Annotated in this window: 8 protein-coding genes and 2 pseudogenes; 3 read left to right on the forward strand and 7 right to left on the reverse strand. The window is 61.9% G+C overall.

Annotation, left to right across the window (positions count from 1 at the left end; all coding sequences use genetic code 11):
- Positions 1–25: 25 nt before the first annotated feature.
- Entirely contained in the window at positions 26–1,906 is a 1,881-nt protein-coding gene (gene htpG, locus WBP06_RS21200; protein ID WP_395336983.1) for a molecular chaperone HtpG, read from the reverse strand.
- 245 nt (positions 1,907–2,151) lie between these two features.
- Positions 2,152–2,289, reverse strand: a pseudogene (locus WBP06_RS21205) (integrase catalytic subunit); the annotation flags it as partial.
- A 345-nt stretch (positions 2,290–2,634) separates the two neighbouring features.
- Here WBP06_RS21205 and WBP06_RS21210 point away from each other — a divergent pair.
- Together WBP06_RS21210 and WBP06_RS21215 are read left to right on the forward strand one after the other, a co-directional pair.
- Positions 2,635–2,832, forward strand: coding sequence for a hypothetical protein (locus WBP06_RS21210; protein ID WP_395336985.1), 198 nt, complete (start codon positions 2,635–2,637; stop codon positions 2,830–2,832).
- Positions 2,822–4,885, forward strand: a complete 2,064-nt coding sequence (locus WBP06_RS21215; protein ID WP_395336988.1) for a recombinase family protein — start codon at positions 2,822–2,824, stop codon at positions 4,883–4,885. The genes WBP06_RS21210 and WBP06_RS21215 overlap by 11 nt, the downstream gene beginning before the upstream one ends.
- 23 nt (positions 4,886–4,908) lie before the next feature.
- On the opposite strand, the pseudogene WBP06_RS21220 reads toward WBP06_RS21215, so the two are convergent.
- The 5 genes and pseudogenes from WBP06_RS21220 to WBP06_RS21240 form a co-directional block, all read right to left on the reverse strand.
- A pseudogene (locus WBP06_RS21220) lies at positions 4,909–5,924 on the reverse strand (IS3 family transposase); the annotation flags it as partial.
- A 56-nt stretch (positions 5,925–5,980) separates the two neighbouring features.
- Positions 5,981–6,211 (reverse strand): helix-turn-helix transcriptional regulator, encoded by a 231-nt coding sequence (locus WBP06_RS21225; protein WP_395336990.1) that lies wholly within the window; start codon positions 6,209–6,211, stop codon positions 5,981–5,983.
- Positions 6,212–6,562: 351 nt separating this feature from the next.
- On the reverse strand, positions 6,563–8,365 hold the full coding sequence (locus WBP06_RS21230; protein WP_395336992.1) for a TonB-dependent receptor: 1,803 nt from the start codon (positions 8,363–8,365) through the stop codon (positions 6,563–6,565).
- A gap of 256 nt (positions 8,366–8,621) precedes the next feature.
- The gene (locus tag WBP06_RS21235) at positions 8,622–9,497 is read right to left on the reverse strand and encodes a Coq4 family protein (RefSeq protein WP_395336994.1); all 876 of its coding nucleotides are present in this window, start codon (positions 9,495–9,497) and stop codon (positions 8,622–8,624) included.
- 70 nt (positions 9,498–9,567) lie between these two features.
- Positions 9,568–11,313, reverse strand: a complete 1,746-nt coding sequence (locus WBP06_RS21240; protein ID WP_395336996.1) for an amidohydrolase family protein — start codon at positions 11,311–11,313, stop codon at positions 9,568–9,570.
- Between the two features lie 148 nt (positions 11,314–11,461).
- Between WBP06_RS21240 and WBP06_RS21245 the strand changes: the two genes are divergently transcribed.
- Positions 11,462–12,211, forward strand: a complete 750-nt coding sequence (locus tag WBP06_RS21245) for a helix-turn-helix domain-containing protein (protein WP_395336998.1) — start codon at positions 11,462–11,464, stop codon at positions 12,209–12,211.
- Position 12,212 lies beyond the last annotated feature (1 nt).

Raw genomic sequence — 12,212 nt, forward strand, 5'->3', positions numbered from 1 at the left:
AGCCAAATGGCTCCCCTCGCTGGCCTCAAAGACTTTTTGCCATCAACCGCTCAAGGCGCTCTACGAATGCCCGTGGGTCGGCCGGCGCTTCGCCCTCGGAAATCCGGGCCTCGTCGAGGAGAAGAAACGAAAGGTCGCGCCGTTCATCGTCCGTGGCACTGCATTGCGCCAGCTTCCCGATCAGCATGTGCCCGGCGTTGACTTCCAAGATGGGCTTTGCGCGCTCCGGTGCGCGGCCCGCAGACGCCAGCATCTTCTCGAGCTGAAGGTCCATCGCGTTGTCGGGGGCGACAATGCAAACGGCGCTCGTGGTCAGGCGGTCCGAAACCCGAACGTCGCAGACATGGTCTGCAAGGGCATTCCTTGCAAAATCGATGAACCCCGTCACATCCTCGGCGGCCTTGGTTGGCTCGCGACCCTCGGCCAGGGGAATGAGACTGAGATCTGCCGCACCCTGCGTGACAGATTTGAAAGGCTTACCTTCGTAGTCCGCGCCCATCGAGGTCCAGAAGTTGTCGATCTGGTCGGGCAGCAGCAGCACTTCGATGCCGCGTGCCTTGAAACCCTCAAGCTGCGGCGAACCTGCGATTCGTTCGAGGTCGGTTCCGGTCGCATAGTAGATCGCCGTCTGGTTTTCCTTCAATGCAGAGACGTAATCCTTGAGCGAGCGCCACTCACCGTTCGACGTGGTGGTCTTGAAGCGAGCAAGGCCGAGCAGGGTCTCGCGCCGCGCATATTCTTCGTAGAGCCCTTCCTTCAACACGGCCCCGAAGTTTTCCCAGATCGCCGCATAGCGTTCAGGCTCGGCCTCGGCGAGCCTTTCCAGCTCGGAAAGTACGCGGTTGCTGACGCCTTTCTGAATTGCGGACAGGACGGGGCTATCCTGGATCATCTCGCGCGACATGTTGAGCGGCAGGTCGGCGGAATCGACCAGGCCGCGCACGAAGCGCAGGTAGCGCGGCAGGATCTCCGCCTCATCGGTGATAAACACGCGCCGGACGTAAAGCTTGATGCGCCCGCTACGATCGGGATCGAACAGGTCGAACGGCTTGCTCTCCGGAATGAAGGTCAGCACGGAATACTCATGCCGTCCCTCTGCTCGGTAATGAAGCGTCAGCGCGGGCTTATCGAATTGTCCCGCCACGCTGCGGTAGAAGTCGGTGTAGTCTTCCTCGCTGATTTCGGACTTTGGTTTGGCCCACAGCGCTGCGCCGTCCGAGAGCTGCCGAGCTTCCTCGTCGCCTCCAGATTCCTCGGTGAAAATGGGGACCGGGACATGGCCCGACTGGGCCTTGACGATGCGCTCGACGTTGAAGCGCTCCGCATAGGATTTGGCATCATCAAGAAGATGGAGAGTGACTTTGGTCCCACGTGCAGGTGCCTGCGCCGGATCGACGGGCGCAATAGTATAAGTGCCAAGTCCATCGGACGACCAGCTGGCTGCGCCGATTTCGCCCGCTCGTCGCGACACGACGTCCACTTTGCGCGCCACCATGAATGCAGAATAGAAACCAACGCCGAACTGACCAATTAGCTGCTGGCCTTCTCCTTTCTTGTCCGCGGAGAGCCTGTCCATGAAGGCCTTGGTCCCGGAGCGGGCTATGGTGCCGAGCGTCTCGCCCATGTCGACAGCGGTCATGCCGATGCCGTTGTCCGCCACGGTTAGCGTGCCGGCGTCCTTGTCCAGTGTGATGGTGATCTTTGGCTGCGGGTCGTCGACCAGCAGCGACGGGTCGGCGATCGCTTCATAGCGCAGTTTCTCGCACGCGTCGGCAGCATTCGAGATTAGCTCGCGCAGGAATACGTCCCGGTCCGAATAGACTGAGTGGACCATCATATGAAGCAGTTTGGAGACATCCGCCTCGAAGGCGCGGGATTCAGAGGCGATAGCGGAATCGGTCGTCATCGTATCTTTCGCTCGCATGGTTCAGATTTCCGCCAGTCAGATGGAAAGGCCGCCGGCTCACGTCAAGGCGAAGATGTTTATTGCCGCTGAGAGGTGACCCGGGGGGAGGGCGGATGAAATCTTGGACTACTATGGAGGTAGTTCATGAATTCCTACGCAGACAGGATCCGGGCGGTTGAGTTGCATCTCAAGCTTGGCAAGCGGAAATTAGTGATCGGCCCCCGCCGAGTGGTCCGGGTTATTTGTTAGTGTAAGATTGCCTCCGGCGCCATGGCCGGCCGCAGGTGGAGCGAAGCGGAACCGGAGGGCGGCCATGGCGGCGTCGCTACTTCCGGGGCCGGCGGCCGGTAGCCCAGCGAGCTGTGCGGCCTGACGGTGTTGTACAACTCGACGACAAAACACCCACGGGACCTGTGAGCGCGAGCTCCTTTACCCTTGGCATCCTTGGACCGGATGCCGGATTTACGTTCATGAAGTGATTGAGAAGAATGGCGTGGCGGTCTTTCGCTGCAGCCAGTCGGGCGGTGATTGCGACCGTTTGCTGGAGGTACCCGGTTGGATGTTCGACCGGGCGGCAAGTGGAGGCTGGCTTCTCGCCTCCGCACCCCAGGTTTCTTTGGCTGCCATCGATGCCCTCTCAGCGTTGTTGATCGACGGCGGAGCGACATCGCAATCAGAGAAAATCGGCGCAGCATCGGACTCTCAGGACACGATTCGGGGAGATGCCGATGCCTCGCCAGCCCACAGCCTACCAGTTCGACCTGTTCCAAATTTCAAACGAAGGACAGACGGCGCCCGTGCCGCCGTGGCAGGCCTTGCCGGACGAGACACGCCGGAAGCTGAAGCAACTGATGGCGCGCTTGATCCTCGATCACGTCGCGGGAGAACCGACAAAATCACAGGAGGGCGCGGATCATGATGCATGAAAAGATCAGGCCGCATCATCTCGAGCGCAAGGCAATCCTGTATGTCAGGCAGTCATCCGCCCACCAGGTTCTACACAACCGGGAGAGCAGCGCTCTGCAATATGCCATGCGCGATCGCCTGACCTCACTGGGTTGGTCCTGCGTCGAGATCATCGATGACGATCTCGGTCGCTCGGCAGCCGGCACGGTAACACGCGCCGGCTTCGAACGGATGGTTGCCGAGGTTTGCCTTGGCAAGATTGGCGCTGTAGCCGCACGGGAGGTGTCTCGATTTGCCCGCAACAGCCGGGACTGGCAGCAGCTCATCGAGATGTGCCGCGTCATCGATACCGTTTTGATCGATCAGGAGACCGTCTACGCTCCTCGACAAGGTAACGACCGCCTCCTGCTCGGCCTGAAGGGTAGCCTCAACGAATATGAACTGGACCTGCTGCGCCAGCGCTCACTCTCGGCCCGTTACGAGAAAGCTCGGCGCGGTGAACTGGTAGTTGCCGCCCCTGTCGGTTTTGTGAAGGCTGGAGATCGGCTCGAGAAGGATCCTGACCGCCGTGTGCAGGAAGCCATCACGCTGGTATTCGATAAGGTCGTTGAACTTGGCAGCGCTCGTCAGGCCCTCATGTGGTTTCTGGAGCACGAATTGGATTTGCCTGCCAAGCGCAACGGCGGCGATACGGTCTGGCGCAGGCCAACCTATGCGACGATCCACCGAATGATCGAGAACCCGGTTTACGGCGGCGCCTATGCTTATGGTAAGACGAGCGCGACGCCTGGATTTGGCCAATCCGCCACGATCCGGCGCAATGCGAGGGAGGAATGGTTGGCACTCATTCCCGGCGTGCATGAAGGCTATGTCACTTGGGAGCGGGCCGAGGCTATTCGCAAGATGGTAAGCGACAACGCAGTCACGAGCCGCCTTCACGGCGCCCCCAAGCATGGCGATGCCCTTCTCTCCGGGCTTTTCCGTTGTCGGCGCTGCGGGCGCAAGCTCACGGTTCGCTACTCAGGGGCAAAGCACAACATTCCGCGCTACTCTTGCTGGAGAGGCCATTTGGACAATGGCGAGCCGCGATGCATCGCCTTTGGCGGGCTGCGCGTAGATGATGCAATCGAGGGAGCAATACTGCGCGTCGTCGAACCGGGGGCGATCGCGGCAGCGGCCGAAGCTGAAGCCCAGGCCTCAAGTCGTCGTGATCAGGTGCGTGACGCGCTTGGCCGTGATCTGGAAGCTGCTCGTTACGCTGCCAATCGAGCCTTCAAGCAATTTGATGCTGCAGACCCTGAGAACCGGCTTGTTGCAGCGGAACTTGAGGGGCGTTGGAATCGTGCTCTTGAACTGGTGGGTGAAATTGAAGCCAAAATCAGCGCGCACGATAGGACGGCACCGAAACCGTCACTGCTGATGCAAACCGGCATCGCTTCACTCGCCCAGGATCTACGTACGGTTTGGGCGGCTCCCACGACAGATGCCCGGCTCAAGAAGCGCATCGTGCGCACCGTCATTCAGGAAGTCGTCGCGGATATCGACGACTCGACTTCCGAGATCGTCCTGATGGTTCATTGGATTGGTGGCATCCATACCGAAATGCGCCTGCCGAAGCGACGGCGAGGCCAACGCAACAGCACTTCTGGCGACATTGTCGCGGCCATCCGGCAACTCGTGTTGATTGCCAGCGACGATCTGATTGCCGGGGTACTCAACCGCAATGGATTATTGACCGGTCATGGCAATCGCTGGACCAGGGAGCGCGTTACAGCGCACAGGTCACATCACAAGATCCCGGTCTTCCGGCCCGCAGCGGATGGAAACGAGCCATGGCTCAACCTGAACAAAGCCGCACGGTTCATCGGTGTTGCCCCGAAGACATTGCGCCTCGCTGCTGAGGCTGGGGAAATCAAGGGCCAGCACCCATTGCCTGACGGTCCCTGGATATTCAGCCGGTCAGATCTTGCAGAACCTGAAGTCCAAAACCTTCTCTGTCGGGCGCGGCAGAACCCCAGACACCCCGCGGGATCGCATCCCGATCAGAATTCCTTATTCCCTACAACAACATAGACAGATGGGTGTTATGAAACAGGATTGTAATCCTCTGCCCAGGCGGAGATCACCACCCGGGCATGGTCCAAGCTCAGGAACAGGGTCTCGTTGAGCAGTTCGTCGCGCATGCGACCGTTGAAGCTCTCGACGTAGCCATTTTGCATCGGTTTGCCCGGGGCGATATAGTGCCACTCCACGCCGATCTCCCCGCACCAGGCGAGGATGGCGTTCGAGGTTAGCTCGGTGCCGTTGTCGCTGACAATCATCCTGGGCTTGCCGCGCTCCGCGATTAGATCGGTGAGCTCGCGCACCACCCGACGCCCCGAGATCGAAGTGTCCGGCACCGCGCGCAGACACTCGCGGGTTACATCGTCTACGATGTTGAGCACCCGGAACCGGCGTCCCGTAGCCAGCTGATCATGGACGAAGTCCAGGCTCCATCGCTGGTTGGGCAGCGCCAGCACGGGAGCCGGTGCCCGTGCACCGATGGCACGTCGCCGGTTTCGCCTGCGTCGGACCGCCAGCTTCTCCTCGCTATAGAGCCGCTGCGTCTTCTTGCGGTTGATAACCACGCCCTCACGTCGCAGCAGAATGTGCAGCCGACGATAGCCAAACCGGCGGCGCTGTTGCGCAAGCTCGCGCAGCTTCGCCCGAAGGTCGGCATCATCTTCCTGCTGTGACCGGTAGCGCATGCTCTTCCGGTCTGCGCCGATAACACGGCACGCCCGCCGCTCGCTCATCCCCAGAACTGCCTGGAGGCGAGCGATCGCCTCTCGCTTGGCAGCGGGCGTTACCAATTTTTTGCGAGAAGATCCTTCAGGCCGGCGTTATCCAACATCGCCTCCGCCAGCAGTCGCTTCAGCTTGGCGTTCTCGTCCTCGAGCGACCGTAACCGCTTGGTCTCCGAGACCTCCAGACCGCCATACTTGGCCTTCCAGTTGTAGATCGTCGCTTCCGATACCCCATGGCGACGCGCTAGGTCGGCAGTCTTCGCGCCAGCCTCCTGCTCCTTCAGCACGCCGATGATCTGCTCTTCTGTGAACCTTGCTCGCTTCATTCGTCCGTCCTTCCATCGGGCCAGACTCTAATCAAGCTTGGAGGAAAATCCGGGGGTCACGTCACTCCGGGCGAGCTCAAGAGTCGATGCACTTGGCTCGTATTGTCAAATGATCGGTCGTTCGCCCATGCTTCAAGTTCGGAGAAGGTATAGACGACACGCCGTCCGAATTTCCGATAGGGTGGGCCGCCACCGACAACCCGCAGCTTTTCAAGCGTGCGCGGTGAAAGGCGTAGATACTCGGCGGCCTCGGAATTTGTCAGATGCACGTTGGCTGGTTTCGTCATAGTTCAAGAGCCTTCTTCCGCGTAACAGGATCAACCGATAAGCTGTCACCGGACAGGCACTTGGGAAATATACGTTCGAGTGCACCAAGCCGCCTTTCCGATGCAGTCAGCTCGACAAGATCGGGATTTTGGTGTGTCCAGGCGAGCAAATGCCTAGGCGAGCCCAAAACTCGTGCCAGCGCGATGCAGGGCATGGAATTCATGGACGAGGGGTGGAAAGAGTTTGGTCATCTCTCCAGAGCCGGCGATTGCGGGACGGCCTGAGCCAGCGATGAGCGCCAAATGCAGGTGCCTTGGTCCTTTGCGCAAGACCACGCCTGGGTTTTCTTTCGCATGGCTCTTATTTGGCTCCTAGCCAAACTGCGGCCGAGATTGTGCGCGTCGCACGTTCGGAAAAAATGGCGGAAAAGTACCGAAAAATCGCCTTGCCGCATCGGTTGAACGGTTCGGCGCAATGACACTGGTGACATACTTGGCGTAGAGCAGGATCTGGCTGGAGGGCTTCCAGGTCAGGTTCGCCAGATAGCTGAAATTGCCCTTGGAATACGTGTAGGTCGTGCCCGGTTCGCCGGCGGACGTGTCGAAGAACGTCTTGTCGTCCTGCGTGTAGCGAATGCCGCCGGTCACATCGATCTGGTCGGTCGCGTGCCAGGTCGCCTGCCCATAGCCCGCCACCTGCCGCACCTTGTAGTAGAAGCTGCGATCGAAATCGGTGATCGGCGTGCCGGGATGGGCATTGCCGGGGAAGACCTGGAAGGTATCGACCACGGGCAGCCCGAATGGATTTTCGCCCGGTGGCGTGTGCCGGTCGTAATAGAACAGGCCGGCCGTTGCCGTGATCGGCCGGGTATCGACGTTGAACTGCAATTCGTTGCTGAACTGGCGCAACTGGTTGCAGCAACGCACGGAAAGCGGTGACAGCGGCGCGAAGGCGGCGGGCGTGCCGTCCGGTCCATAGGCGATCGGTATGGTCAACGTGCCGGTGCCGTCCAGGTTGGAGGTGAAGGCGTTGCGGTCCAGCGATCGCCAGCTGGTGGTGTTCTTGATCGTCAGGTGATCGTTCGCGCGGTAGGTGCCGACGATCAGGTGAGAGATCGTCTTGGTCACGCTTTTCGTCGTCGTGTCGTTATAGGCTACGCGCCCGCGCTCGGTCTGGATATAGTCGTCCAGCGTCGGTCCGCCGAAATAGACTTGCGAGGCGACCAACTGATAGGCCGCAAGCCCGCCCGGCGTATCGGGGAAGCCCAGCAGGTAGACCGGCGGTGGCGCGAATTCCTGCCGCGACCAGTCGAACTTGTAGTCCAGCGTCAAGTCATCCAGCGGCTTCCAGCGCACCGTGGCATGGACGGCATCGGTGGTGCTTTCGCCCAACCGTTTGACCGAAGTGAGCGGGCCGACTTCGCCGGAGGTTTCATTGGTGTAGTCCAGCGTGATCTGGTCATAATTCTTGACGTTGTTACGCTTTTCATTGTGCAGGTAGCTGACGGCGGCGCTGATGCCGTGCCATTCGGGCAGGTCGATGCGAGTCTTGCTGCGGAACGATCCGAAACGCGCGTAGCTGAAATCCTGCTTCGCGGAGAGCACGCCGCGCGGGCCGGAGGTGATGTAGTTGATCGCGCCGCCGGTGGAGTTGGTGCCGAACAGCGTGCCGGCCGGGCCGCGAATGACCTCGATCCGCTCGATATCGGCAACGTCGAAGATGATGCCGCTGAGCGAGCCGAGATAGACCCCGTCGATGTAGTAGGAGATGCCGTTGTCCACCGTGGGGTTGGACGCCGCGCCGGAAACCTGCCCGCGCATCATGGTGGAGGGGATGTTGTTGCCGCCCGGTTGGGTGACGACGTAGAGGTTCGGCGCGACCGAGCGCAGATCGGCAATGTTCTCGATCCGGGCATTGGCGATCTGGTCGGACGTGATCGCGGTGACCGCGACCGGCACGCTTTGCAGGTTTTCGGACCGCTTCTGCGCGGTGACGATGATCTCCTGAATGGTGGTTACCGGTTGCGGGCCGGAAGCATCGGGGGAGGCGGGCGTGGTCTGGGCGGTTGCGGGTCCGGCGATCGTCAGCGTCGCGATCGTCAGCGCCACGGCCAGGGCCAAAGTCGAACAGCCCGTCGAACCGCCCGCGAAACGGGCGAAGTTCAGGTTCTTCATGCAAGTGCCTCCCCTAGTTTGCTTTTGATGCTTTTTGTTCTGGTGTCGTGGTCCTGTCGGGTCGCGGCCCGACGATCGTTCCGATCGTTGCCTGGTGGGATTACATTTCGGGAAATCGTGCTGCCCTGCGGCCCGCGCCTCCGCCCACCGGCCCCTTCATGAGGTAGGCAGAGGCAGCGCACGGTTCTTCGGTGATGAAGGTCCGCAAAGGCGGCCGGCCCCGCGGGAGACGGGACCGGCCTGGGAGGAGGCCGCCTTATTCGGCGGCCTGGAGAGCTGGTCTGTAGTCTGGATCGTCCTCGTTGCAGAGGCGATTGGTATCGAGCCAGAGGCCTTCCTCGGCAGGCGTCACGCCCAGTTCGCGGCGGATATCGACGATCTGCTGGTCCACACGTGCCCGCCAGTTCACCAGCATAAGCGGCATTTTCCAGTTCCGCCCCTGCTCGGCGCCGCGGAATTCGGCTTCCAGATTGACCACCATCGCTTCGGGATAGTGCAGCCCGTCCTTCAGGATCGTCTTGGCCTTCAGGTAGAAGGCGATGCGCGAGAAGAAGGCGGAGAGTTCCGGATGGAAGTAACGCGCCTTGGCATGCATGTTGGCGGTCAGCAGCGCGATTTCACCGCCGTGGTTGGGGCCGAAGCCGGTCACCATATGCTCGATATCGTGCGTCAGCGCGGTCTGCCGCAGGTAGTAGGTGAAATCGTTCACCACCTGCACTTCCTGGAAGAACAGGTCCAACTGATAGCCGGAATTCACCATGAAATCGCGGATCGCCGCGCCCAGCGTGCCGGGGGCGCAGTGTTCCAGTTCGGCGATGGTGAAATCCGCCAGCCGCTTTTCCTCCAGCCAGCGGCGGAATTCGGGCAGGCGGGCCTTCTCCATCTCGAACAGCTGGATCACGCGGGGCATGTCTTCCAGATCGTGGAAGATCTGCGCGACTTCGGGGATATAGGCGGTGTTGGGAAGATCCGGGCCGTTCCGGCGCAGCATTTCCTGCGCGATCAGCGCGCGCAGCGGCGCGTGGTTGAGATAGCGGGAGGAGCTGACCAGCACAGAGCTTTGCGTGGCGATCGCCTTGATCGCGCCGTTGAAATAGGCGCGGTCGGCATCGCCGATCGTGGCTTCGTTCATCGGGACATCCTTTCCTGGATGGGGCGCGCTTCTCTGTTTCGGAAGCGCTGCCCCGGTTGGTGTCATCAGGTCATTCGGCAGCTTCCGCCATGTTGCCCAGCGGCTGGATCGCGGGGGACAGGAAATGCCCCGGCTTGGCGCCGGTGTAGGCGCCGTTTTCGAACGTCGGCACGCCGTTCACCAGCGTCAGGCGCGTGGGCATGGCCTTGCGGGTGAAGCGCCAGGAATGGCCGCCGCGCCCATCCGGCACGTCATGCGCCTTTTCCATCTCGCGCCGTTCCACTTCGGCAAGATCGAACACGGCGATGTCCGCGCGCTTGCCCTCGGCGATCACGCCCCGGTCGGCGAGGTTGAAGTGGCCGGCCAGCTTGCCGGTCATCACATGGACCGCCTCCTCGATGGAAAGCGAGCCTTCCTCACGCACGTATTGGGTCAGCAGCAGCGCATTCTCGCCCCCGCCGCAGAGCATCTGCAAGTGGGCCCCGGCGTCGGAGATGTTTCCCACCGTCTTCGGGTCACGCATCAGTTCGATGGTCAGCGCCTCGTCCTTGGGGAAGGGCGCCATGTGCACGGTGGAGCGGGTGCCGTTGGCCAGAATCCACTCCGCCATCGCGTCGGATCGGTGCAGCCCGCGCTCGTCGGCATAGGCCTTGAGCGTGACGTTGACCGGGCCGGTTCCGTTCTCGCTATCGATCAGGTGCAGTGCCTGCGGGTTCTTCAGCGGCGAATGGTCCCAGGCGTTCTCGTCCCAGCTCTTGCGCGCCCGGGCGCGCCAATCCGGATCGGCCAGCAGGCGGGCCTTCTCGCCATGATCTTCCGCCATGACGATTTCGTGCCAGACATAGTCGTTGGACTGCGCGAAGATCAGCGACTTGACGATGGAAAGCACATTGGTGGGCGAAACGTGGGCGAACCCGGGCCAGATGTCGACATCCGCCTCCCGCATCGTGCGCAGGCTTTCCTGCATGGCGGGCAGGATCGCCTTCTGGAATTCCAGCGTCGGCACCGCGCCCGCGATCTGCACGCGGATCTTCCGACCGCCCAGCAGCTTGGCCAGTCGTTCCAGGTCGGCCGGGCCGGTCATCCGCATGAAGGTATCGACGATCACCTGGTAGCAGCAGTTGGGATAGCGCTCCATCACGTCGAACAGCGCGGCGAATTCCGCATCGCTGGCCTTCAGCGTAGGCACCGGGCGGTCCTGCCCGTCATGATCGTGCAGGTTGTCCGACATGCCCAGCGCGCCGGCTGCCAGCGCATCGTCCAGCAGTTCGCACATCCGTTCGATTTCCTCGGGCGTCGCCTCGCGGTCCCACGCCTCCACGCCCATCGCGGCAAGGCGGATGGCGATATGGCCGACATAGGCGGCATAGTTCAGCGGCACCGTGACGTTGCGCTCCACCGATGCGCGGTATTCGGACCATGTGTTCCAGTCCCACGGCAAGTGCTGGAGGAACGGGCCTTCGGGAATATCCTCGAAGAAGGAGAAGATGCCGATCATCTCCTTCTGCGCCGGCATATAGCGATGGAGCGGCGCGGTGGAAAAGCCGCAGTTGCCCAGGATCATCGTCGTCGCGCCATAGCCGGGCAGGGGATCGAGATCGGGCTGCCACCACATGGTGCCGTCATAGTGGGTGTGGCTTTCGATGAAACCGGGGGTGACGTAGCAGCCGGTGGCATCGACCACGCGCTCTCCGCGCGGTTCAAGGCTGGTGCCGACTTCGGCAATCGTGCCGCCGGTCACGCGCACGTCGGCTGCGAAGGCGGGGGCGCCGGTGCCGTCCACGACGGTGCCGTTCCGGATCAGGATGTCTTCCATTTTTCGGGCATCTCCCACGATGTTTCTTGTCCCGGCCCTGAAGGCCGCCGGGCGATCGTTGTCGCAGGAAGGATGATAGAATGAGGTGCCTTTTGGCCGAAGAAACGGCTTGAAAATCGTGTCATGATCTGCGCTCCTTCGTATCGAAATGCGATACGATTCCACAAGCGACGCCATGCTGGGCGTGCTGCGCCGCCACTTGCGGCAAGAGGGCTGGACGGCGCCGCGTCTGGCCGAAACGCTGGGCGTCTCCGAAGCCACCGCGAAGCGCTGGATCGTGGGCAAGGGGCTCACGCTGGACCGGCTGGAACGCATGGCCGAACTGTGTGGAACCAGCATCGCCGAACTGGCGCGAGAGGCGGAGCAGGCCCGCACCGGCCTTGCCCGCGAACTGACCTTGGCGCAGGAACGGGCGCTGTCTGCCGACGTGTTCCTCTCCACCCTGTTCATGGCGATTCTGGCGGGGGCCAGCCCGCATGAGATCGGGGAGGATTTCGCTCTGCCGCGCGCCACGCTGGACGCGGCATTGCTGAAGCTGGAGCGACTGGCCCTGATTGACCGGCTGCGTGGGGACAAAGTGCGCCCGCGCGTGGACCGGGCGCTGATCTTTCGCAAGCTGCCGCTGCGCAAGCTGTTCGAAACGCACCTGAAACAGCAGTTCATGGCGATGGATTTCGGCGCGCCCGACGCGGTCTACACCTCCGAACTGCTCAAGCTGTCCGAAGCGGGCGCGGGGCAATTGGCCGAACTGCTGGAGCGGTTGCGCCGCGACGTGCAGGCGCTGGGCGACCACGATCGGGAAACCAGCCTGCGGCCGGGCCGATGGATCACGATGCTCTGCGCGCTGCGCCCGTTCGACACCAGCGGCATTGCCGACGCGGCAGCCGGGCTGGGCTGAG

The organism is Novosphingobium mississippiense (assembly GCF_044029535.1).
Taxonomy (GTDB): Bacteria; Pseudomonadota; Alphaproteobacteria; order Sphingomonadales; family Sphingomonadaceae; genus Novosphingobium.